At 38.4% G+C, this 24,663-nt stretch carries 21 protein-coding genes; 16 read left to right on the top strand and 5 right to left on the bottom strand.

Going from position 1 to position 24,663, the window contains the following annotated elements; genetic code table 11:
- The first annotated feature begins 173 nt into the window (after positions 1 to 173).
- Entirely contained in the window at positions 174 to 1,145 is a 972-nt protein-coding gene (locus BUW93_RS05765) for a polysaccharide deacetylase family protein (protein ID WP_110688272.1), read from the top strand.
- Positions 1,146 to 1,229: 84 nt separating this feature from the next.
- Positions 1,230 to 2,105 carry a glycosyltransferase family 2 protein gene (locus BUW93_RS05770; RefSeq protein ID WP_081210065.1) on the top strand — a complete coding sequence of 292 codons (876 nt, stop codon included), beginning with the start codon at positions 1,230 to 1,232 and terminating at the stop codon, positions 2,103 to 2,105.
- A gap of 61 nt (positions 2,106 to 2,166) precedes the next feature.
- Here BUW93_RS05770 and BUW93_RS05775 read toward each other — a convergent pair whose 3' ends face one another.
- Together BUW93_RS05775 and BUW93_RS05780 are read right to left on the bottom strand one after the other, a co-directional pair.
- Complete coding sequence (locus BUW93_RS05775) at positions 2,167 to 3,105, bottom strand: glycosyltransferase family 2 protein (protein WP_081210067.1); 939 nt, start codon at positions 3,103 to 3,105, stop codon at positions 2,167 to 2,169.
- 13 nt (positions 3,106 to 3,118) lie between these two features.
- Positions 3,119 to 3,784, bottom strand: coding sequence for an acetyltransferase (locus tag BUW93_RS05780; RefSeq protein WP_081210069.1), 666 nt, complete (start codon positions 3,782 to 3,784; stop codon positions 3,119 to 3,121).
- A 247-nt stretch (positions 3,785 to 4,031) separates the two neighbouring features.
- Here BUW93_RS05780 and BUW93_RS05785 point away from each other — a divergent pair, with 247 nt between their 5' ends.
- The 8 genes from BUW93_RS05785 to BUW93_RS05820 all read left to right on the top strand — a co-directional run bounded on the left by BUW93_RS05785 (position 4,032) and on the right by BUW93_RS05820 (position 14,249).
- A complete protein-coding gene (locus tag BUW93_RS05785) occupies positions 4,032 to 5,402 on the top strand; it encodes a hypothetical protein (protein ID WP_081210071.1) in 1,371 nt (456 codons plus the stop codon).
- 112 nt (positions 5,403 to 5,514) lie between these two features.
- Positions 5,515 to 6,681, top strand: coding sequence for a glycosyltransferase family 4 protein (locus tag BUW93_RS05790; RefSeq protein WP_081210073.1), 1,167 nt, complete (start codon positions 5,515 to 5,517; stop codon positions 6,679 to 6,681).
- Positions 6,682 to 6,728: 47 nt separating this feature from the next.
- On the top strand, positions 6,729 to 7,334 hold the full coding sequence (locus tag BUW93_RS05795) for a sugar transferase (protein ID WP_081210075.1): 606 nt from the start codon (positions 6,729 to 6,731) through the stop codon (positions 7,332 to 7,334).
- A complete protein-coding gene (locus tag BUW93_RS05800; protein ID WP_081210077.1) occupies positions 7,335 to 7,937 on the top strand; it encodes an acetyltransferase in 603 nt (200 codons plus the stop codon).
- Entirely contained in the window at positions 7,930 to 9,084 is a 1,155-nt protein-coding gene (locus tag BUW93_RS05805; RefSeq protein ID WP_081210079.1) for a DegT/DnrJ/EryC1/StrS family aminotransferase, read from the top strand. Before BUW93_RS05800 ends, BUW93_RS05805 begins: the two co-directional genes overlap by 8 nt.
- A gap of 7 nt (positions 9,085 to 9,091) precedes the next feature.
- On the top strand, positions 9,092 to 11,065 hold the full coding sequence (locus tag BUW93_RS05810; RefSeq protein ID WP_081210081.1) for a polysaccharide biosynthesis protein: 1,974 nt from the start codon (positions 9,092 to 9,094) through the stop codon (positions 11,063 to 11,065).
- 18 nt (positions 11,066 to 11,083) lie between these two features.
- On the top strand, positions 11,084 to 11,848 hold the full coding sequence (locus BUW93_RS05815) for a polysaccharide biosynthesis/export family protein (protein ID WP_081210082.1): 765 nt from the start codon (positions 11,084 to 11,086) through the stop codon (positions 11,846 to 11,848).
- A 4-nt stretch (positions 11,849 to 11,852) separates the two neighbouring features.
- Complete coding sequence (locus BUW93_RS05820) at positions 11,853 to 14,249, top strand: GumC family protein (RefSeq protein WP_081210084.1); 2,397 nt, start codon at positions 11,853 to 11,855, stop codon at positions 14,247 to 14,249.
- A gap of 7 nt (positions 14,250 to 14,256) precedes the next feature.
- Here BUW93_RS05820 and BUW93_RS05825 read toward each other — a convergent pair whose 3' ends face one another.
- On the bottom strand, positions 14,257 to 14,991 hold the full coding sequence (locus BUW93_RS05825; RefSeq protein WP_081210086.1) for a tyrosine-protein phosphatase: 735 nt from the start codon (positions 14,989 to 14,991) through the stop codon (positions 14,257 to 14,259).
- A 78-nt stretch (positions 14,992 to 15,069) separates the two neighbouring features.
- Between BUW93_RS05825 and BUW93_RS05830 the strand changes: the two genes are divergently transcribed.
- The 4 genes from BUW93_RS05830 to BUW93_RS05845 all read left to right on the top strand — a co-directional run bounded on the left by BUW93_RS05830 (position 15,070) and on the right by BUW93_RS05845 (position 20,914).
- The gene (locus BUW93_RS05830) at positions 15,070 to 16,410 is read left to right on the top strand and encodes a capsule assembly Wzi family protein (protein WP_081210088.1); all 1,341 of its coding nucleotides are present in this window, start codon (positions 15,070 to 15,072) and stop codon (positions 16,408 to 16,410) included.
- A 244-nt stretch (positions 16,411 to 16,654) separates the two neighbouring features.
- On the top strand, positions 16,655 to 18,613 hold the full coding sequence (locus BUW93_RS05835) for a PAS domain-containing sensor histidine kinase (RefSeq protein WP_081210090.1): 1,959 nt from the start codon (positions 16,655 to 16,657) through the stop codon (positions 18,611 to 18,613).
- A 111-nt stretch (positions 18,614 to 18,724) separates the two neighbouring features.
- The gene (locus BUW93_RS05840; RefSeq protein WP_081210092.1) at positions 18,725 to 20,473 is read left to right on the top strand and encodes a PAS domain S-box protein; all 1,749 of its coding nucleotides are present in this window, start codon (positions 18,725 to 18,727) and stop codon (positions 20,471 to 20,473) included.
- A 36-nt stretch (positions 20,474 to 20,509) separates the two neighbouring features.
- A complete protein-coding gene (locus BUW93_RS05845; protein WP_081210094.1) occupies positions 20,510 to 20,914 on the top strand; it encodes a response regulator in 405 nt (134 codons plus the stop codon).
- Here BUW93_RS05845 and BUW93_RS05850 read toward each other — a convergent pair.
- Together BUW93_RS05850 and BUW93_RS05855 are read right to left on the bottom strand one after the other, a co-directional pair.
- Complete coding sequence (locus BUW93_RS05850; RefSeq protein ID WP_081210096.1) at positions 20,911 to 21,987, bottom strand: endonuclease/exonuclease/phosphatase family protein; 1,077 nt, start codon at positions 21,985 to 21,987, stop codon at positions 20,911 to 20,913. The genes BUW93_RS05845 and BUW93_RS05850 overlap by 4 nt on opposite strands.
- Before the next feature lie 3 nt (positions 21,988 to 21,990).
- The gene (locus BUW93_RS05855; protein ID WP_081210098.1) at positions 21,991 to 22,812 is read right to left on the bottom strand and encodes a phosphatase PAP2 family protein; all 822 of its coding nucleotides are present in this window, start codon (positions 22,810 to 22,812) and stop codon (positions 21,991 to 21,993) included.
- 186 nt (positions 22,813 to 22,998) lie between these two features.
- Between BUW93_RS05855 and BUW93_RS05860 the strand changes: the two genes are divergently transcribed.
- Positions 22,999 to 24,123, top strand: coding sequence for a vWA domain-containing protein (locus tag BUW93_RS05860; RefSeq protein ID WP_081210100.1), 1,125 nt, complete (start codon positions 22,999 to 23,001; stop codon positions 24,121 to 24,123).
- 90 nt (positions 24,124 to 24,213) lie between these two features.
- A complete protein-coding gene (locus tag BUW93_RS05865; RefSeq protein WP_081210102.1) occupies positions 24,214 to 24,579 on the top strand; it encodes an endonuclease domain-containing protein in 366 nt (121 codons plus the stop codon).
- The last annotated feature ends 84 nt before the right edge of the window (positions 24,580 to 24,663 follow it).

Raw genomic sequence — 24,663 nt, forward strand, 5'->3', positions numbered from 1 at the left:
TTAGTAAATTGATTTTTAATGGAAAATGTGGCTTTGGTATATCCCTTGATTTCGAACTGCTTTGGGGAGTTTTTGATAAAGTTCCTCCTTCGCTAACGCTTCGGAGGGCGAATTGGGGAGGTTTAAGTCTATAAAGGATAAAATTATTGTTAGTTCAATTTTAAATGCAAATAATGGAGAATGGTGCTTTGATAATATCATTAGATTTTGAATTACTGTGGGGAGTGTTTGATAAGGTGGACTGGAGGGAAAAGAAAGAATATTTTCGGAATACCAGAAAACTTATTCCTGAAATTCTTAATCTTTTTGAAAAGTATGAAATTCAATGCACCTGGGCTACGGTGGGTATGTTATTTAATGAGAATTGGGATGAGTGGAACCAAAATATTCCTGATATCCTCCCTAACTATGAGAATAAGAAGCTATCTGCTTATAGAAACGGAAAGTCTATCCAAAGTAAAGAAACCGAAGAGCTTTGTTTTGCTCCGGATCTGATAAGACGAATTAAAGAAAGTCCGGGACAGGAAATAGGAACACATACTTATTCCCATTATTATTGCCTGGAGCCCGGACAAACCCCGGAGAGTTTTAAAGCTGATCTGGAAAAATCCAGGGAGCTGGCTGAGAAATTTGGAATCAGGTTAGAATCTCTGGTCTTTCCCAGAAATCAGTATAACTCAAATTATCTGGAAGTATGCAGGGAGACCGGGATAGGCACAGTTAGAACCAATCCTGAGGTGTGGTACTGGAAGAACACTCAGCACGACAGTCTTCAGCAGAAGATTTTTCGAACGGGGGATGCCTATATCGGCATGAACAACAAATCTTACAGGGATATTCCCGAAATAGCTCCCGGAATTACCGGACAAAAAGCAAGCAGGTTGCTAAGACCAAATAGTGGAAAAGTCTTTCTTGATAAAACCCGTTTGAAAAGGATAAAATCTGAGATGAGTGCAGCAGGTATGAATAAGGAAATATATCATTTGTGGTGGCATCCCCATAACTTTGGGGGAAAGCCTGAAAAGAGTCTACAGGAACTGAAACATTTATTAGAGCATTTTCAATCCTGCCGAAATAAATTTGGATTTAAATCATTGAGTATGGCTGGAGTTATTTCATCAAGAGAAATGAATTATTATGTATAAAATTATTTCCATTATCTTCAAGTTTGAACTGGCATAATCCTTACCACCTTATTCTAAAAGCAGAGACTAACTTATTTTATCATCATGCTTCCAGCAATAACAATCATTACTCCCACCTTTAACCGAGGAAAATTTCTGAAAAGAATGTTAAAAAGTGTGTTAGAGCAAAGCTTTCAAAACTGGGAACTAATTATTCTTGATGATGGTTCAAATGATAATACCCAGGAAGTTGTTAAAAGCTTTGATGATCCCCGGATCACCTATTTCTATTTTATTAAGCATTCTGGGGCAGGTGATAAAAGAAATGAGGGCATTCGAAGAGCAAAATCAAAATATATTACTTTTTTAGATAGTGATGATGAAGCATTACCGGATTGGCTAGAGAAAATTAATAAAAAGATACTAGAGAAATATAGTTTAATCTCCTGTGGATATGAGCGTATACAGGTTAATAAGACTAAAAATATTGTATTACCTCAATATATGGGTGATTTTGATATCAGGATAAATTTTAAATCAGGAACACTTTGCATCGATAAGAAAGTTCTGCAAGGAATTGGTGGCTTTGATCCTTCTTTGGCGTCAGGTTTAAATACAGATCTTATTTTGAGAGTATTGCCCTATATTTTAACTAATAAACTCTCATATATATATATTAATGAAGCTTTAGTTAGGGTTCATGAGCACTCAAAAAACCGAATAAGAAATAATAACCAGGCCGTTCTTTTTGGAACCTTAGTTTTATTGGATAAACACAACCTCTGGTTTAAAAGAAATCCCCAGGAATATAAGGATTATTTAGGAGTAGCGGGGGCAGGTCTTGCCAAAGAAGGAAACTTTAAAAAAAGCAGGAATTTTTTCATTAAAGCATTTAAGATAAAACCTGGTTTTAAACCCGGATTAAAAATCATTTTGACTTCAATTCCTTTTTTAGGTAAAAAAATATGGAAAAATGAATAAAAACCAGGGTTTCTCATTTATACCTCTTATTTAAGTTGAATGTTGGTCCCCAAGATGATTTTTAACCAAGGTAATTTTTTATTCCAAAAATTAAAGCTTTCCGGTTTGCTTGTTTTATAGCTTTGCGAATTAACATTTTTGCCTGAAATCTTCTTTTTTCTTTAAAATGTATATAGGCCTTCTTGTTTCGATTTTTATAATAGCTTTCCAGTTTTTTAAGTGTATGGAGTTTTAATGCCAGTTGTTTAATTCTCAATTTAGAACTCCAAATTCCGCCAGTATGTTTTCTGCTTATAGCAGGTCTTAATTCTTTCTGATAATGGGCTTTTCCAAACTCCCCCAGGATACTAAATAGAAATGTATCCAGGTTAAGAACTTCCAATAATTCCCTTGGAATTTGTTTCATTTCATTTCTAAAACATGTAGTTAGTAATAAAGGATGTTCTTTTAACAAGATGAGATCCTTCCTGTCAATATCATTATCTGGTTGCAAATACTTAATGTCCTGTGGTAAAGGTTTGTAATATTTGTTTTGGTAACTATGAAAACTAAGGATGAAGCCAGGATTGGTCTCAAGAAAATCAACCTGTTTTTGAAGTTTATAGTCATCGTTCCAATAGTCATCACCCTCACAAATTGCTATATATCTACCCCTTGATTGAAAATAGCAATAGGCTGCATTAAAATTTCCCGTTGTTTCTTTTAAAACCTTGATTTTATTAAGTGGATTATGTAAAAAGAGCCGAATTTTATCAGGGTTGTTTCTAGCATACCGCTTTACAATTTCTAAAGTGCCGTCAGTAGAAGCATCTTCTCCTATAATTATTTCAAGAGGAAAGTTTGTTTTCTGATTAAGTATTCCATCCAAACATTTAGAAATGAATTCGGCGTGTTGGTAGGCCAGTACAATGATGCTAACCAGGGGGGTCTCATTAACCTGATTAGGAAATTCTTTAACCTGAGCTTTTTGAAATTTCGCTTTAAATTTTTTATAGTCCATAATTCCAAGTGGGCTACAAGTATTTATCTTTCAAATCGCCATAACTTATATTTCTTCTTTTCGCAGGGGTTGAGGAGTACACTTCATTTTCCTTGGTGTTTTTCGTTATATTACACCCCATACCTATAATATTTCTTTTTTCTATTCTAGTATTTGGTTTTATTGTAGAATTAAGGCCCAAAAATGAATTATCACCAATATATGAGTTAGCGCCAATAGTTGAAATACTTAGAAGTACATGATTTCCAATATGGGTATGATGACCTATTTTAGAACCAATTATTATAGTGTTATCACCAATTTCAACAAATGGTTGTATTCCGGTGTCTTCAGAAATAAAAACATTTTTTCCTATTTTTATCTCCTCAAATACCGTTGCTTTGGAAGAAACATAACTAGCAAGTTTATACCCCATCGATTTAGCTTCATTGAAAATACGTTCTCTTAGCGCGTCATTCCCAATTGCAATAAATAACTCAAAATTGGAAGGATCATAGGTATTTTTTAAAGAATTAAAATTTAAAATTTCCAATCCGTTTTGAGTTTGGTCTGCTAAATTTGATAAATACGAAGCTTCTAAGCAAAAAGCTTTTACTCTGTAATCACTATCATATTCGAAAGCATACCTAATGTACTCCGCAAATTTTCCACTTCCATAAATGATAAGGTTATTTTGCATTTAATTCTGTTTATGATTCAAATATAGTTAAAACTGAGGATTCGAGTCTACAAGAAAATCAGTTGAAATACTTTTTTAACAAATGTTTTAGAGGAAAATTCTTCGAGAAATGTGTGGTTTCACATATTTACTTCTATTTATAGCTTTTTGTCTGAAAATCAATACTTGACATCGAAAAGCCATTAATTGTATAGTGGCTTATGGCCCTTATTTGGTAAATTAGATAAGTATTTTTAATCAAGATATCATGAAAAAATTTGGGGCAATTTTGGTATCAGCAATTATCCTTTCCTGTTCAGTAGAGGATGATTTTCTTCCTGTTGGGGATGCACTACAGGATATTTCAGCTGTTGTAGAAATAGAGGGGGGTGAAACAATTTCATATCCTTTTGAAGAGGCCGGGGTTATCGAGGTCATCAACGATAATGAGTTTATCTATATTAGTGTTTCGGCAAAAAACGGGTATGAACTTAACAGGGTCCGGTTTCATCTAGCCGGAGAATTAAGTGATTTCCCGGTTAGAGGGAATGGTGCTTTGCCTCAAGGGCAAATGGAATATGACATGAAATTTTCCCCGGCAGTCAATAATTATACTTTTAAATTTCCGGTTTCTGATTATTCTGAAAATATAACTATTGCTTCATTTTCAGAATTTTTGATGGGATCGGAAAAAGTTCATACATGGGCGGGTGATCAATATGAGAAAAATGGTAATTGGTATTATTTTAATTATACTATTCAGGAATATGTTGATCCCTGTGAAAATTTTGATGCCGGACCTGATAACTCCAGGGAAATTTCACAATCTGTAATACCTGATTTGGAAACTTACCAAGTTTTAAATTTATATAAAAGTTTATTAGATGACTCTGTCCCTGAAGATGGCACTTTTGACCCAAGCATACGATCTCTAATTGATTTATATAAATCGAGAGACGATGATGAAAAATTAGGGGATTATACCACTACTTATACAATTACTGAAGGAGAATGTACAGATTCTGTTGAATTAACACTTACTGTGGTATCAGCTGTGGTTTTCGATCCTTGTGAAAATTTTGATGCTGGACCTGATAACTCCAGGGAAATTTCACAATCTGTTATACCTAATTTGGAAACTTACCAAGTTATAAATTTATATAAAAGTTTATTAGATGCCTCTGTACCTGAAGATGGCACTTTTAACCCAAGCATACGATCTCTGATTGATTTATATAAATCGAGAGACGATGATGAAAAATTAGGGGATTATACCACTACATATACAATTACTGAAGGAGAATGTACAGATTCCGTTGAATTAACGCTTACTGTAGTATCAGCTGTGGTTTTCGATCCTTGTGAAAATTTTGATGCCGGACCTGATAACTCCAGGGAAATTTCACAATCTGTTATACCTACTTTGGAAACTTACCAAGTTATAAATTTATATAAAAGTTTATTAGATGCCTCTGTACCTGAAGATGGCACTTTTAACCCAAGCATACGATCTCTGATTGATTTATATAAATCCAGACAAGGAGATGAGAAGTTGGGAGACTATACCACCACTTACACTATTACAGAAGGTGAGTGCACAGATTCCGTAGAATTAACCATAAGGGTAGTTCCCGATTAATTAGCAATAATAAAACGAAAAAGGTCATACGTAAGCATGACCTTTTTTCATTAACACTACTTTCAGATAAATATTTTTAAAAAGGTTTAGTTTTGCGGTGTAACTTTAGCCTATGCCCAAAAAACTCATCCGCATTACCACGATCCCTCTTTCGCTGGAAAAACTACTGGAGGGTCAGCTTAGCTATATGAATCAGCATTACCAGGTAACGGCTGTTTCAGCCGAAAAAGATAGGTTGGAAAAATATGGCAGGGAGAATGGGGTGAAGACTTTTTGGGTGGAAATGACCAGGGCAATTACACCCCTTATGGATATTAAGGCCGTGTGGAAATTATATAATTATTTTAAAAAGGAAACCCCTTTAATAGTCCACACTCATACCCCAAAAGCGGGTATTGTTGGGATGCTGGCGGCTAAACTGGCCGGAGTACCTCTAAGACTACATACCGTGGCTGGGTTGCCCTTAATGGAAACCACCGGAAAAAAAAGAAAACTTCTGGATTTTGTCGAGAAACTTACCTATAGGCTTGCCACTAAGGTTTACCCGAACTCCAGAGGACTAAAAGAAATAATTTTGAAGGAAGGTTTTGCAGATGATAAAAAACTGAAGGTCCTGGGAAAAGGAAGTTCTAACGGAATCGATACTGCTTATTTTGATCCTTCGGCTTTTTCTAAAAAAGATAAGATGAAAATCCGGCGGGACTTAAATATACCTGACGAAGATTTGGTTTTTATCTATATTGGCCGCTTGGTTTCAGAGAAAGGGATTAATGAACTCGTAGCGGCTTTCAAGCGTTTGCAGCAAAATATTCCTGATATATCTCTATTACTGGTCGGTCCTTTCGAAGAAGAGCTGGACCCGCTTTCCGAAGAAAGTATGCAAAGCATTGAGGATCACCCTAAGATTTATACCACCGGTTACCAGGCAGATGTCAGGCCGTATTTTGCAGTGTCAAATGTGTTGGCTTTTCCGAGCTATAGGGAAGGTTTCCCAAATGTTGTCATGCAGGCTGGGGCGATGGGTTTAGCTTCTATCGTTAGCAATATCAATGGCTGCAATGAAATTATAGTGGAAGGTAAAAACGGAATGATTATCCCCGTAAAAGATGAAGGGGCTCTTTTTAATGTCATGGAACTCATTGCACAAAACGAAGATTACCGTCTAAGGCTGGCTTCCAACAGCCGCGAGGAGATTTGTAAATACTATGAACGCGAGGAATTCTGGCAAATTTTGTTAAAGGAATATAAAAGCTTAGAGCAGGAATATATAAAGTTATAATTTTGCGCGGTAATTAACCCCAGAGAAAACAGACCTCAAGCCAAAGCATGTACAGGCATTTTTTTAAACCATTTCTTGATTTTTTTATTGCATTTACGGCATTATTAGTGCTTAGTCCGTTATTAATCCCAATCACGCTTTTATTAGCTTTGGCAAATGGTGGGAAACCTTTTTTCTTTCAGAAAAGACCCGGGAAGAATGCTCAGATTTTCAGCATTATCAAGTTTAAGACCATGACCGATGAGAAGGATCCTGAAGGGAATTTATTTCCGGATGCCGAGCGTTTAACCGGAATAGGAAAATTTGTAAGAAGGACCTCGATCGATGAAATTCCTCAACTTTTGAATGTTTTGAAAGGGAATATGAGTATTATCGGGCCGCGCCCTTTGTTGCCACAATATTTAGCCCTTTATACTAAAAGACAGCAAAGGAGACACGAAGTAAAACCGGGGATTACGGGTTGGGCTCAGGTTAATGGGAGGAATGCAATCAGTTGGACAAAAAAATTTGAATATGATGTTTGGTATGTTGAGAATCAGTCTTTTTGGCTGGATCTGAAAATTTTGTTCAAAACAATAAAAAAAGTAGTAATTTCGGAAGGTATCAATACCGCCAATATGGCTACCACCGAAGCCTTTAACGGACATAATTAAATGCTTATCTACGGCGCAAGCGGACATGGAAAAGTGATTTTTGATATTCTGAAATCCCGGAGTATCAGACCTGAATATGTTCTGGATGATAACCCTGAGGTTACCGAATTCATGGGTTATAAAGTTGTGCATGAAGCTCAGGGGAATATTCTGAAGATTCCTGGGATCCTGGCAATAGGTGATAATACAATAAGGAAATTAGTTGCCCGGCGGTATACCGGAGCGATAGCTAAGGCTTTTAGTCATTCCACTGCTATAATTTCTGAAAATGTAGAATTGGGAGATGGTACAGTAGTAATGCCGGGAGCAATTATTAATTCTAATACGTCTATAGGAATGCACTGCATAATTAATTCGGGCGCTGTGGTAGAACACGACGTAGACCTGGAAGATTTTGTACATATTTCTCCTAATGCTGTGGTTACCGGAAATGTGCAAATAGGGGAAGGTAGCCAGGTTGGTGCCGGAGCTGCTGTTATTCCCGGTGTGAAAATCGGCAAATGGGTGAACATTGGAGCCGGAGCCGTTATAATAGAAGATATCCCGGATTTCGCTGTAGTAGTTGGGAATCCTGGGAAAATTATAAAGTATTCAAATGAGTAACGAAAAGATATGGCTCTCTTCGCCGCATATGGGAGGAAAAGAGCAGGAATTTATAAACGAAGCTTTTGAACAAAACTGGATAGCGCCATTAGGGCCTAATGTTAGTGGTTTTGAACAGGATATCAAAGACTATATATTTCCTGAAGGAGAAAACTCTGCCGAGGTGGTGGCCCTGAGTTCGGGGACTGCAGCTTTGCATCTTGCATTGATTCAACTTGGGGTGAAAGCCGGGGATGAGGTACTTTGCCAGAGTATGACCTTTGCCGCTTCGGCTAATCCAATTGTTTATTTGGGGGCAACACCCGTGTTTATAGATAGTGAAGAGGATACCCTAAATATTTGTCCCATAGAACTCGAAAGAGCCATTCAAGACCGGATTGCGAAAGGAAAAAAACCAAAAGGGATTATAGCGGTACACTTATATGGAACCCCTTACAAGATCGATGAAATTAACAAAGTGGCCTCAGCATATGGGATTCCGGTTATAGAAGACAGTGCTGAAGCCTTGGGAAGTTCCTATAAAGGGAAGAAATGTGGGAGTTTTGGTGAATTTTCAATTCTATCCTTCAATGGAAATAAGATCATAACAACTTCCGGGGGAGGAGCATTGGTGACAAAAAATCAACAGGCCAAAGAAAAAACCATTTTTCTTGCCACTCAGGCCAGGGATGCGGCGCCACATTATCAGCATTCAGAAATTGGCTATAATTACCGACTGAGTAATGTTTCCGCCGGAATCGGAAGGGGTCAGATGCTGGTTTTGGATGAAAGAGTTGCTGCGCGAAGAGCAATGCACGAATTTTACGTAGATTTGTTTAGTGAAATCAATGGGGTGGAGGTCCACTCTGTGCCTGATAATGATTACTTTAGCAATCACTGGTTAAGTGTTGTAAAAGTTGATAAAAAACAAACAGGGGGAATAAACCGGGAGAACCTCCGTTTATTTCTTGAAGAAAATAATATTGAAAGCAGGCCACTTTGGAAACCCATGCATATGCAGCCGATATTTAAAGATTCGCCATTTTACGGAAAAGGGGTTGCTGAAGCTCTTTTTGAAAACGGACTCTGTCTTCCTTCCGGTTCTAACCTTAGCGACGAGGATAGAGCCAGGATTAGCCGGGCAGTAAAGGAGTGTTTTAAGAAATAAAAATTTTATGGGGAATTTAGTCAAAGTTCTTAAAAGAATATTGTCAGGGACCGACAGTTCCTTAGACCTAAGGAATATGCGTTACCTGCCCAGGTGGGCGGTATTACTTATCGATATTGCTTTGGTGGCTATTTCCACCCTGTTTACTGTGCTAATCGTCGTAGATCTTACTCCCCGGTATTATACGATTCTGAGTTTCTATGATAAAGGAATTCTCATTATTGCAGTTCATATTTTTTATTTTTTTATTTTTAAAACTTATGCGGGCATCATCCGGTATTCCTCCAATATCGATGCGCTCAAGCTACTGCTGGCTACATTGAGCTCGTTCTTCACCCTGGTATTTATTAGTTACACCACATATTTTGTAATAGGAGAAAAGATCTTCTTGATAGGAGGTTTATTGATAAACCTTTGTGCGGCTTTCTCTTTATTATTTCTTTTTAGATTGGGAGTAAAGCAGGTTTATGAGTATTTTAAAATAGTTCAGAAAAACGAACAACTTATCAATGCAGTAATTATCGGAGCCGATGAAAATGCTATCTCGGTGGCAGGGGCACTGGATATTGAACATCCAAGAAGGTTTAAAGTGGTGGGGTTCTTAACTCAGGAAAAATTAAACCGAAGTATACGCTTACTCGATAAGCCTGTGGTGAGCCAGACCGCGAAAGTTCATGAAGCCGTGCAATCTCTTAATGCAGATGCGGTCATCCTCTCGGAACACGATCTAAGTGCCGAGGAAAAATTCGGAATTGTAGAAGATTGTCTCGAACACGATATCAAGGTTTATAATGCGCCAATTGTTTCCACCTGGGGCCAGGGGGAGCCTATTGCCCAAAAAGTGAAATCCTTACAGATAGAAGACCTACTTGAAAGGGAGCCTATCAAATTGGATATTCAGAATAAGATTGAACAACTCACAGGAAAAACTATTCTTGTGACCGGTGGTGCGGGATCAATTGGAAGTGAGATAGTTCGGCAGGTCGCCGATTATAACCCTAAACGACTTATTATTCTGGACCAGGCGGAAACTCCGCTGCATAGTTTGAAACTGGAAATTGAATCCAGATTTCCGAATTTGAACTGTAAATTTATCATTTGTGACGTCGGGAACTGGAAGCGTCTGGAACTAATGTTTCAGAATAATGAAATCGATGTGGTGTATCATGCTGCGGCATATAAGCATGTCCCCTTGATGGAAGAAAATCCCCATGAGGCAATTTTTGTAAATATTGCCGGAACAAAAAATCTTGCTGACCTTTCGGTGAAATATGGGGTTGGTCATTTTGTTATGGTTTCAACCGATAAAGCGGTGAATCCAAGTAATGTCATGGGAGCTTCGAAGAGGGCTGCTGAGATGTATGTGCAATCTTTGTATCATAGTCAGCTGGCGAATAATCCACATCCAACAAAATTTATCACCACCCGATTTGGGAATGTATTAGGTTCTAATGGTTCAGTAGTACCCCTGTTCAAAAAACAAATTGAGAAGGGTGGCCCGGTTACCATAACCCATCCTGATATTATCAGGTATTTCATGACCATTCCCGAAGCTTGTCAGCTTGTGCTCGAAGCCGGGACCATGGGAAAAGGAGGGGAGATCTTTGTATTTGATATGGGAGAACCCGTAAAAATCATGGACCTGGCTATTAAAATGATCAAACTTGCGGGATACGATCCCAATAAAAACATCAAGGTAAAAATTACAGGCTTAAGACCGGGTGAAAAGCTTTATGAAGAATTATTAAACGATGAATGCAAGACCCTACCTACCCATCATAAGAAGATTATGATTGGCCAGGAGGTTGTTAGGGATTATGAGTTGATAAGTGATAAGATAGAAAAGATCATCGCATCTGGCAATAAATTAAAAGCCGACCTGGTTGTGCAAAAGCTTAAAGAGCTTATTCCGGAGTTTAAAAGCAATAACTCCTCTTTTGAACGTTTAGACAATAAAGAGGAAAATGTAATTAGTAAATAAAAATCTACCCCAGATTATATGAAAAAATACCCACTGCTACTATTAATTGGTTTTTTAATTTTTAGTTGCTCCACTAAAAAGGAAATCGTTTATTTTCATGATATCGAAGAACTCGAAGGCTATGAGAATATCATGGAATATGAACCGGTGATAGAGCCTAATGATGTTTTGAGAATAAATGTTTCGTCGATAAACGAGGAGGTAGTGAAACCTTTTCAACCCCCTACCCAGGGATCGCAAGGAGGCGGAGGCGGAGGACAAAATATGTCATTAACCGGATATCTCGTGGACCCTGAAGGGAAAATCCAGTTTCCTGTATTAGGTTCAGTAGAAGTAGCCGGATTGAAAAGAAGTGAAGTCCAGCAGAAACTTCAAGGTGAGATTCGAAATTTTGTTACCGATGCGGTAGTGGATATTAGAATTGTCAATTTTAAGGTAACAGTGCTGGGGGAAACCGGAGCGACAAGAGTTGAGGTTAGTGACGGGCGTATTACCGTACCGGAATTAATCGCTGAAGTTGGAGATATTAGCTACGACGGCAGGAGACAGAATATTTTAGTGATCAGAGAAAAAGATGGAGTAAAATCTTATGGCCGGGTAGATCTTACCGATGCTAACGACGTCTTTAAAAATCCTTATTATTATTTAAAGCAAAATGACATTGTTTATGTGGAACCTACTTACAGAGCGGTGAAATCAGCCGGTTTCTTTACCAGTTACCAGGGAATAATTTCTTTGGGAACTACGATTATAAGTATGTACCTGCTAATAAACAGCCTCTAAATTTATGGAAGACCTAAACGACTTCACGGAAGAGCAAGAAGAATCGAATTTTGATCTCAAGGCCGAAATCTATAAGTATCTGGCTTATTGGAAATGGATCATTTTGGGGTTATTACTTGGAGGCTTGGTTGCCTATCTCTATAACCGTTATACCATCCCTAAGTACCGCACTGAAGCCACCCTGGTTATTGTGAATGATGAAGAAAATACGGCCTTAAGTGCAATGCCTAAGGGAGGTGGTTCTATTTTGTCCCTCAATGATGACGGCCTGGATAATCAAATAGAAAAACTGAAATCTAAAAGCCTGATCGAGAGTGTTGTGGATGAACTTGACCATAATATTTCCTATTTTATAGAAGGGAATGTAATCAAAGTTGAAGCTTATAAAAGCAGCCCGGTACTTATTGAGTTTATCACTCCAGACAGTATTATAAATAAACAAAATGCCAATTTATTTATAAGTCCTGTTTCGGATACTGAATTCAAACTGGTCGAAGAAAGTAGATCCTACAATAAAACCCATAAGATAGGGGAAGTTATTAATTTTGATGGAGCTAAATTCACTATCCTTCCGAGATCCGGGAATGAGGAGGGAGAGTTTAAAAACACAAAAACAGTAAATATTCTAATACAACCAGTACCGGATGTGGCCAGGGATTATCTTTCCAGATTACAGATTATGAAAAAGGGGCAGGCTAAGGATATGCTGGCTTTATCTATGATCCATCCTAGCAGTGAAAAGTCCGAAGACTTTCTCAATAAATTAATGGGAAGATTTAATGAGGAAGGAGTAAAGAATAAGCAGGAGGTAGCTGAAAATACTACAAAATTTATCCAGGACAGACTTGAAATGATTACCACGGAATTAGATTCGGTGGAAGGAGGAATAGCCGATTTCAAGAGGGAGAACCGGATGATGGATGTATCTAGTACTGCCGGAATGTACCAGTCACAGTATACTGCTGCCGAGCAAGAGATTTTTAGCCTGGAAACTCAACTGGCATTAATCGAATCGGTAGAGGAATTATTGCGGAATCAGGGAAATTATGAACTATTACCGGAAGCGGGAATTAGCGAAGGAGGGATTTCAGGATTAACGAATTCCTATAACAGTTTGGTGATGGAACGGAATCTTTACCTGAAGAATTCTACTCCCGAAAATCCGGTGGTGCAGGCAATTACGGACCAGTTAGATAGTTTGAAAGAAAACCTTTTTGAGAGTATAAATAGTACGCGAAGATCTATAAATGTCAGGATTAATGAACTTAATCAACGGGAAAATAGGGCGCAGGGCCAATTCAGTAATTTCCCGGGACTGGAAAAGGGGATGCGTAGCATAGAAAGGCAGCAGCAGATCAAGGAGCAGTTGTATTTATTTCTTCTGCAACGCAGAGAAGAGGCTGCTATTAGCTTTGCGGCTACTGCTTCAGTTGCACGTGTAGTGGATCCGGCTTATACCATCGAGGAACCCGTAGATCCAAAGCCCTGGTTGATACTGGTAGCAGGATTTGTCCTTGGTTTGATCATTCCTATCCTGATCATCTTTATCAAGAATTTTCTGGATACCAAAGTGCATCATAAAGGAGACCTCCAACCGCTAACCAAAACAATCCCTTTTCTGGGTGAGCTGCCAAGAATTAAATCAGATCAAAATGAACTAATAGGCGTTAATGACCGCTCGCCCCTTGCAGAAGCCTTTAGAATTCTAAGAACCAACCTGGCCTATTTAATTCAGAATAAAGGAAAGGAACGCGGGGAGATTATCTTTGTAACCTCTACCATTAAAGGGGAAGGTAAGACTTTTGTTTCTACCAACCTGGCTCGTACGCTTTCGACCACTAATAAAAAAGTACTTCTGGTTGGGGCTGATATCCGTAACCCTAAACTGCATAAGTATTCAGATAAGGCAATGGAAGATAAAGGTCTGTCTGATTACCTGCACAATTATGAAGTAGGAATGGAAGATATTATCGTCCCAACCAATAAAAATGATATTGATGTAGATATCATTATGTCGGGAGCAATACCTCCAAACCCGGCAGAGCTTTTTATGAGTGACCGGATGGGTGATTTGCTCACAAGAGCCAGTGAATTGTATGATTTTGTGATCGTAGATACCGCGCCTACCATGATAGTTACCGATACTCTTTTAATTAGTCCGTTGGCAGATACTACACTTTATATTGTACGGGCAGAACATACCGATAAAAAACTTCTTGATTTCCCTAAAGATTTAAAACAGCAGGGGAAATTAAAAGGCCTGGCTGTAGTGCTAAATGATATCGATTATTCTAAATTCTCTTATGGTGCCAATTATGGTTATTCCTACGGCTACGGTTATGGTTACGGTGCCGATAAGGAAAGCCGATGGAAAAGGTGGTTTGGAAAGAAAAAGTCTTAAGTAAGTTTTAATTAAATAAAGCCTTGCTTTTTTCTATAACAGGTTCAATCAATTGGACCTGTTTTTTATTTAGTTTGATTTTTTCAAGTTTTTCCAGGTGTTCCAGTCGATGCGTGTCACTGCTAATGTAGTCTATCATGCCGGCTTCCAGCAGTTGATTTGCTGTTTTCTGCATCCCCAATCCATAATGTGGGGTTAGCGAAAGCATATTCATTTGAAAGCTACAGCCCCGATTTTTTAGATCTTTATATTTTTCCAGATTTTTAGAGTGATAATAAGCATAACGTTCGGGATGTGCCAGGATGGGCTTTTGACCGCTGGTTAGGATCTTAAAAAGAATTTCTTTTAAATTTATAGGAGCCTGAAAATACGACATTTCAACCAGCACATTATTTCCGGTGATGGGCAGCATTTTTTCTCCTTCCTCCAAACTATCCATTAAATGCTGATCCATCATATATTCGCCGGCTGCTGAAATTTCAATTTGCGAAGACAATACGGATTTTAATCTTTCAAGTGCGTCACCAATAGTTTCTCTGGTATTTGGATAGTAATCTCCCATAACATGCGGAGTACACACAAAACGACTCACCCCGAATTTTTCGAATTTTTCAATCATCTCCAGAGAAGCTTCCGGGCTTGCAGCGCCATCATCTATCCCCGGTAATAAATGATTATGAAAATCGGTGAAGCCCTCTAAAAGATCGACGAAGAATATTTTTTTCTGAAAAAAAGAGATCATTTCGGAAATTTTGAGCTGTAAAATTACAGAATTTTAATTCATTTTAAGCATCTTTGGTAAGCCTTTAATCTGCTGCTTATGAGATCGATCTTTACTCTGCTTTTTTCATTTATTTTTTTTGCTAAAGCTCCTGCCCAGGAACTTAATTATTCTGCCGAAGTAAATACTTCAGCCCTTATATACACTGAAGACGAATCTCCGTTCTGGTTACACAGTAATCAGCGTGGAAGAATTGATGAACTTACCAATTTTTCAGGATGGATTAGTGGAAATGCTACTTATAATCTCGGTAATACCACTTTTCTTGAAGTTGGCCTTGGCGGACTTTATCAGGATGGCTATACCGATAAATTTCAGCTGGATGAAAGCTATTTGAGTTTTCAAACTTCCTGGCTGGAGATCTCGGCCGGAAGAAAACAAAAGACCGAATTTTACCGGGGCTTAAGTGCTTCCAACGAAAACATTCTCTGGTCTTTAAACGCCCGACCTCTGGCGGGAATTCAATTAAAGACCAAAAGACCTGTATTTATCTCCGGCAGTAAGGGAATTGGATTCACCGCAGCTTTGGAAGAATATTTTATGGATGATGAGCGATATGTTGTAAATACCCGCTTACATCATAAACGCTTCAGTTTAGTTTATCGGCATTCAGAGAACTTCGAGTTTTCAGCCGGATTGCAACATTTTGTGCAATGGGGTGGTGTTCATCCCGAGTTCGGTCAGCTCCCGGATTCTTTTTCCGATTATCTGGATGTATTTATGGGGAAAGAGGGGGAAGATACCGTAGAGGGACAGGAAGCCAATGCTTTAGGGAATCACCTGGGGAGCTACGAAGTGAAACTTAAAAGCCGAATTCAAAATTATAAGCTCGAATTAATTTATAACCACTTATTTGAAGATGGTTCCGGCCGGGTTCTCGCCAACACTCCAGATGGCCGCTATGGAATTTACCTCGAAGATCAAAACCCCGGGAACTGGGTTGACGCTGTAATGTACGAGCTTTATTATACCCGTAATCAAAGCAAAAACAGCCCTACTACCGATGGAGCTGATAATTATTTCAATAATAATCTTTACCGATCGGGATGGACCTATGAGAGTAGGATCTTAGGCGTTCCTTTTATAGGTTTGGGGGAAAACCGTTTCCGGATTAACAATAATAAATTGATTGCACATCATCTGGGAATAACAGGACTGGCTTTTGATAAACTGCCTTATAAGTTCCTGGGCAGTTACCGCAAGAACTATGGAGCAAAAGGGGGAGGGAATATTCCGCAACATGATATTCTATCTACCTATCTGGATGTAAAAGTTTATTCTTACCTTATAGATATCAACCTGCAGCTTGGAGCCGATTTCAATACGATGAAATCACCAAATTACGGGGCAGGCATTCTCTTAAGTGCAAGCCTTCTTTAAGCCCATTCTCTAACTAATTGTAAATAACAAATTCTTGAAAAAATCATCTATTATATTTACTGTAAGTAGAGAAATGAAAGTTTTAAGCTGTACTCCTGATGCGGTGTAATTATTTCCTGAGATTTCTTTTCAGGAAAATGTTCCAGAGGGACTTCTCGATTATTTTCCCCAGAATCTACACCAAAGTATTGCGAAATCGGTAAATGCAGCTTTTGAGGGCAGGCTGAGCCGGTTTGAAACTAAAGTGAACAATAAACAGCAGGTCTTGTCCTTTAGTTTTTCACCTATTATTTCAGAAAAAAAGACAATAGATAAGCTCAGTTTGGTGATTGAGGAGAACTCAGGAATTCTAAACGAAGTAGAACACCAGCTACGAAACGTTATTGAGCATTCTTCATTAGCAATTTTTCTCACTGAACCTTCAGGAGGAATTATGGATATGAATAAAACCGCCTGTGAAATGTTTGGTTATAGTCCGCAGGAATTTCAGAAATTGGGTAGAGGAGGTATCTTATTACAGGATAAAGCCCTGGAAGAAAGCCTAAGCATAAGAGCTGAAACGAATGAGGTAAAAAGCGAGTTAACAGGAATTAAAAAAAACGGAGAGCATTTCCCCTGTGAGGTGCATTCGGTAATTTATAAAAATCACCGCGGAGAAAAACGTACCAGTACAGGTGTTTTGGATATTTCTGAAAAAAAGAGGCAGGAGCAGCAAGCAGCCAACAACCGGGAGGCTTTTGAATCGCTATTCCATAATAACCCCGATGCTGTTTATGCCTTCGATCTGGAAGGGAATTTCACCAATGTAAATAACAGTTCTATTGTGATGACTGAAACGGAGAAAAAAGAGCTCCTTAATAGCAGTTTTATTCCATATATTGATGAAAGAGATCTCCCAGAAGTCATGGATCATTCCCGCAAAGCACTATCGGGAGAGGTGCAACATTATACCACCCGTTTTATTGGTAAAAAAGGAACTAAGAGAGTATTGGATGTTACTAATTTCCCTATTTACGTCAACAATGAAATTACAGGGATTTATGGCATAGCAAAAGACATCACCAGGCAGGTGAAGGCTGAAAAAAGTATGCGGGAAGAGCGCAATATGTTAAAAGCTATTATCGATAATATTCCCGATTATATTTTTGTAAAGGATCTTGAACATCGCTCTATTCTTGTAAACAAAAAGTTCTATAAGAATTTTCTGAATGTAAATTCTGAAAAAGAAGCTTTGGGCTTAACTCCCCTGGATTATTTTGATGAAATTAAAGCCCGGGAAATAATTAAGGATAACGAGCGTGTACTTATTTCGGGAGAGTCGGTAATTAACTACGAGGACGTAGTGCTTAATAAGGATGGCAGCCAGGAAACAGTACTCCTAACCAAAGTACCTTTAACCAATAATGAAGGTGATATCACCGGCCTCGTTGGAATAGCCAGGAATATAACCTCTTTAAAGAAACAAAAACTAGAGCTTGAAAGGCTCAATGCTGAACTGGAAGACAGGGCCAGAGAACTTTCGGTATCCAATAAGGAGTTGGAGCAATTTGCTTATATCGCCTCTCACGATCTACAGGAACCCTTGCGGATGATAACGGGTTTTTTAGACAGGCTGAAAACAAAATATGAAGATCAGCTGGATGAAAAAGCCCTGCAATATATTGAAATAGCTCGTGACGGTGCTTTAAGAATGCGGCAATTGATCCTGGATCTTTTGGAATTTTCACGAGCCGGAAGATGGGAAAAAAAGCCTGAAAGAATCTTTTTGAATGAGTTAGTAGATGAAATTCTAAAACAGCAACAGGAAAACATCCAGGAAAAAAGGGCCAGGATTATTTTTTCAGATTTACCTGTGATCAATGCTGAAAAAACACCTCTGCAGCAAATTTTGAGTAATCTAATAGGCAATGCATTAAAATATCATTCATCCAATTCCTTGCCTGAGGTAAAAATAGAGGTAAAGGAAAAAGAAAAACACTGGCATTTCCAGATTTCAGATAATGGCATTGGAATTGAAGAGGAGTTTCACCAGAAAATCTTCGAGATCTTCAAGCGCCTGTATAACCGCCAGCAATATTCCGGTACAGGCTTAGGTCTTGCGATCTGCAAAAAGATAGTTGAAAATATGGGAGGTAAAATATGGGTGGAATCTAAACCTGGCGTAGGTAGTAGGTTCTATTTTACCATCTCTAAACAAAATTAGTATCTTTATAAGGCCCTAAATTAATTTTCCCAATAATATGGCTGGTAATTTACTATCGGTTTTATGTGGTAGGCTATAACCCGGGAGTAGTGTAAATAGCAAGCTTAACCTATGCTGAAGGAGAACGAAAAATTAAAAATTTTAGTAATAGAAGATAATTACGGTGATTTCGTTCTTATCCAGGAGTATCTTAGTGATGAATATTCAAATTTTAAAATAGAAAGAGCCGAAAATTTTAGAATAGGAAGGAAACTTCTGGTGGACCACGGGGATTTCAGCGCTGTTCTTCTGGACCTTTCTTTACCCGATGTTGATAAGCCCGAAAAACTGGTGAAGGAAGTATTGGAACTGGCTAATTCTTCGGCTGTGATCGTATTAACGGGTTATGCTGATAAAGATTTCGGAATGAAAACACTCTCCTGGGGTGTTTCCGATTATTTATTGAAGGACGAGATCACTTCCTCGATCCTTGCCAAAAGCATTCAGTATAGCCGGGAAAGGAAACGAGTTAATCGTCAACTCGAGGAATCAGAAAAAAAATACAGAAATCTTTTTGATGCAAGTCCGCTGCCCATGTGGGTGCTGGACAGAAATACCCTGGAATTTCTGAATGTTAATAAAGCAGCTATCGATCTATACGGCTATAACCGCCAGGAGTTTTTAAAAATGACGGTTAGAGATCTTTGGGTTGAAGGTGAAAATGTGGGCGAGGAAACCTGGAAGAAAAATAAAGATACTTCCTTTTCGCTTAAAATTAAGCATCGTACTAAAGAGGGGAAACTTTTGTTTATGGAGGTTGAAACCAATCCCATAAGTTTTGATGGTCGTGATGCCAGGGTTAGCCTGGCCTCCGATATTACCGGAAAGATGAAAGCTGAACAGGAACTTTATCACAGTCAGCAACGCTTTAAAGCCCTGGTGCAGGACGGTTCTGATATGATAAGTATAATAGATGAAAATTACCATTATTCTTATGTTAGCCCCAGTGTAGAAAATATTCTTGATGCCGAACCGGAGAATATGGAAGGCAGAAATGTTTTTGATTTTATCCATCCAGAAGATGAAATTAGGATTAAAAAATATCTCAAATTCGCTGGGAATAAGAAAACCGTACAATTGCCTTCCTATCGCTACAAAAACGGGAACGGTAACTGGCGTTGGTTGGAAACCATTATGAGTGATTTAAGAGACGATCCTGCCGTGGGCGGGTTTGTCGCTAATTCAAGGGATATAACCCAGTTTATAAATCAGGAACAAGTATTAAAAGAAAGCCTGGAGAGGTATGATACCGTTGCCAAGGCCACTAGTGATCTTATTTTGGATTTCGATTTAGAAACCGATGAACTAAAATTTAATGAAGCTATTTCAGAAATCTTTGGTTATTCTACCGATGATATTGCACTCAATAGAAAGTGGTGGGAGTCGAAAATTCATCCTGATGATTTTGGTCGTATCAAAGCCCATAGCAGGGAAATGGTGGAAAGAAAACGCAAATTAATGCATACCGAATATCGCCTGGCCTGTGCAGATGGGAGTTATAAATATGTATTAGATCGTAGCTATCTCTTAACCGATACCTCTGGTAATCCCAAACGTATTATTGGTTCTATCCAGGATATAACCGATCGCTACAATTATATTAAGGCTATTGAAGACAGTAATGAACGCCTGCGTGAAATTGCCTGGACGCAATCACATGTGGTACGAGCACCTCTTGCCCGTATTATGGGGTTAATAGATTTATTGAGAAATAATAGAGAAAATATTGAAAATATTACGGAGATTCTGGATAATATCTTAATTTCATCAGAAGAACTCGATAAAGTTATTCGAAAGATTGCAAATAAAACAGAAAGATAATCATTAAAAGCCTAAGGCTATCAATAAGGCCCCCCTATGAATTTGAAAGTACTTATTATCGACGATGATGCGGTAGTTGTTTTTATTCAGAAAAAATTAATGGCGAACAACGAAATTTCAGATAGTCCTCTGGTTTTTAAGAGAGCCAATCCTGCCCTGGATTTCATTGAAGCTGAAGAAAATGATAAGGAGTTCCTGATTTTGCTTGATATAAATATGCCCGGAATGAATGGCTGGGAATTTCTCAATGAATTAAATAATAAACCTGATAAACACAGGTATCATGTAATTATGGTAACCTCTTCAGTAGAACAGCGAGACAAAGAGAAGGCCAGCCAATATCCTATGGTAAGGGAATTTTTGGAAAAACCAATAACTAACGAAAGCTGCAAAAAAATCAAAGATATTCCCGAAATAAGTCATTTTTTTGAGAAGGTCTAAACTTCCTTTTCCAACGGGTTTGCATCCTCAATTTTTTCCTGGGCCCATTCCTTTTCTTCTTCTTCAGCATCAGGCTCGTCCTGGAGGATCTCTGCGCGCGGTTCATAGTTGAGCTTTATATACATGGGGAAATGATCTGAACCAATCGGGCGCTCCCGTGCGATATCTACCAGGGTAAAATCATTGGTGTGGAAAACATGATCCAGGGGCCAGCGCAGCAACCAATAATTAGCATGAAAGGTATTAAAAAAACCACGGCCAATCCGGGGGTCGAGCAAACCACTCATTTTCTGAAATAACCTGGTAGTTCGGGACCAGGCCACATCATTTAAATCCCCAATTACGAGCACCCCTTCTTCACTGGTCTTTATATCCCTTCCCAACATAAGTAATTCTGCATCCCTGTTTGTGGAGGTTTTACTTTCAGTGGGACTGGGTGGTTTTGGATGGAGACAATGTAAATGAATTCGGGATTTTTCATCTAATCTGAAATAAGTATGAATAGAAGGAATATCGTCCTGTACCAGGTACTTAACCTCAGTTTCCTCAAGTTTTATCTTTGAATACAGATGCATTCCGTAGAGGTTATCCAGGGGTACTTTTTCGGTATATTTGTAAACGTCTTCGAGTTCTTCCAGGGCTTTCTCCCATTTCTTGTCAGATTCTAATGTTAAAAAGATATCCGGATCCCGATCTCTTACAAGGTCAATAAATTTTTGATAAGCCCTGTTTTCAGTAAGAACATTACTCACCAATATCGAAACCAAACAATCTGAATCGCTACCTTCGAATTGTACCACCTGTTTTTTGGCAAGATAGGTGTAAGGATAAATTTGTTTGAACTGGTAGCCCAAACTAAAGATTAAAGCGGCGGTTGCAAGGTAATGCCAGGTTTCAGAAAAATCATAATATAAAACTGAAGCCAGAAACACAATCCCAACCAGAAAACAAATCTGGATCCTTGGGAAGTCAAATCCTCTTATCCACCACTGGTCAAAGCGCGTTGCTGAAGCCAGACTGGGTATCAACATCAAAATAGTGAAAAACAAGATAATGATTTCAGTGATATTCATATCTTAAAAAGTATAAGAAAGGGCCAACCCACGTGAGTTTAAGCCTGTTCCATGAATATTAAAAGCAGCAGTGGGATACAGATTCAGGTTTTCATTTGATTTTTTATGAATTTCAGGAACTAATATGCCTGTAGCAGCCCCTACACAAAAGCCTATCAAATTATCGGTTAGGAAATGCTTACCACTTTTTGTTCTTAGATAGCCTACAAAAGCCGGAATGGCCACCGCACTAGTCCAAACATACGGAATAGCCCGGGAATTGGGGTTAAAATCCTGAAAAACCTTTGCAGTAAAAAAGGTCGCGGCCGAGGTTGCTGCTACGTGCCCCCCAAAAAAAGACCGTTGTGCATCGTTATCTCTACGTTCCCTCATGGATAAACTTTCATTGTAAACCAAAGGGCGGCTCTTATGGACCGCTCCGGCCGTTATAGTAAACATTGCGCCTACCGTAGCCATGGTTTCCAGGTAAAGCACAGAGATCTGCCCAAAATTATTTCTTTCAGCATCACTGGGTAAAAAAGCAATGGGTAAGGCAAAAGAAGCATAAAAGGGAAGGTAACTCAGTTCATCTTCATTTTTAGAATAATAACCGGCGGCCCATTGGTCTATTTTCCAGATGTCTTTTTTGTCTAAAGCCAGCACTTCAGCTTCTGTTAATCCTGCCTTGTTTTGAATCATAATAACGCCTACTGCATTTAGGCCGAGCCCTGTGGTTATCCATATACCGTCTTTTAGGAGATCAGTTTGATAGGGCGACTCCTTTTCTTGCGATCTTGCATAATTAATAGATAAGAATGCGAAAATTATTAGCGTTAGCTGCTTCATAGAAATTTTATTTCTATTCAAATCTCCTAAGTATACTCTTAAATTTAAAGTATTTAAGAAAATAATAACATGAAAATCTAAGCTTTACTGAGAATAGTTTAAAGACGTTTATCTATTAACAAAAGTTTAATTGATGTTAATCATAAGGTCTTTTTGTTTGTGTTTAAAATGCAGTAATTTTAAGATATGAAGCAGCGAGAAAAAATGCAGGGGCGGGGCTTTGTCTTCCGGAAATTTGAAGAAGAAACTAAAAGTCCTTTTGAAAATCTCTTTGAAATATTCAAGGAACTTATAACTCATACCTCCGGGGACCTGGAAGAAGCCCTGGATTGGCTTAAGCAACTGGATGAGGAATATAAGCTCACTACAGAAGATTATACTTTAGATGATTTTGTAGAAGACCTTAAAAAGAAAGGCTATATCAGGGAAGAGACAGATGATGGAGGAGGAATGAGTATCACCGCCAAAACCGAACGCGCTATAAGAAAGCAGGCCCTGGACCAAATCTTTGGAAAGTTAAAAAAAAACACTTCCGGAAATCATCGCACTAACTATACCGGTATCGGAGATGAACATACCGGCGATTTCAGGGATTATCAATACGGGGATTCCCTGGACCGAATTTCTATGACAGAGAGTTTGCGCAATGCACAGATTCATCATGGGATTGAAAATTTTAATATGACCGAAGATGACCTGGTGGTAGAGGAAACTCATTACAAATCTCAAATGAGTACAGTACTTATGATCGATATCAGTCATAGTATGATTCTCTATGGGGAAGATCGGATTACCCCGGCTAAAAAGGTTGCAATGGCCCTGGCAGAGCTCATTACTACACGCTATCCGAAAGATACCCTGGATATTATTGTCTTCGGAAATGACGCCTGGCAGGTTTCTATCGCTGATCTCCCATATCTTAAAGTTGGTCCATACCATACAAATACCGTTGCCGGCTTGCAGTTGGCCATGGATCTGCTGCGCAGGAAACGCAATACCAATAAACAAATCTTTATGATCACCGACGGGAAACCGAGTTGTGTTCGCGAACGGGATGGCACCTATTACAAGAATCCAATGGGGCTGGATCCATTTATTGTAGATAAATGTTACAATATGGCTCAACAGGCTAGGAAATTAAAGATTCCTATCACCACCTTTATGATCGCCCAGGATCCCTACTTGATGCAATTCGTGAGAGAATTCACTTATGCCAATCAAGGGAAAGCTTTTTATACCGGGATTAAAGGCCTGGGGGAAATGATCTTTGAAGATTATGAAACGAATAGAAAAAAGAGGATAAGAGGATAATTGATTTAGTCAAACTCCCCGTTTTGGGTTACCCCAAAACACCCCTCTTTATTTAAAGAGGGGAGCTTTTTTCATTTTATAATAATTGTTTTGAAAAAACAACAAATTCATACCCGGTTGGATTTAAAGCGAAAGCGTAAGTTCCTTAGAGAAAATATGACTGCTGCTGAAGGTTTTCTGTGGAAATTTTTAAAAGCCAGGAAGTTTGTGGGAAAAAGGTTTACAAGACAGCACAGTATTGGAAATTATATTGTAGATTTTTATTGTGCTTCTGAAAAATTAATTATTGAACTGGATGGGGATGTTCACCTGAATAGCACTGCCGAGGAAAAGGATTTAAAACGCACTGAGTATTTGGAAGGTTTAGGCTTTAAGTTAATACGCTTTGAAAATAAAATGGTGTTCGATGCACTACCTTCGGTATTAAAGGAAATTAGAGATAATTTTAAAAAATAAAGATGGAGGATTAAATAAGAATACATTATGAACCGAATAGAAAAAAGAGGATAGAACAATCAAACTCCCTGTTTTGGTTTTTCA

Origin of the sequence: Salegentibacter sediminis, assembly GCF_002078605.1 — a bacterium.
GTDB lineage: Bacteria > Bacteroidota > Bacteroidia > Flavobacteriales > Flavobacteriaceae > Salegentibacter > Salegentibacter sediminis.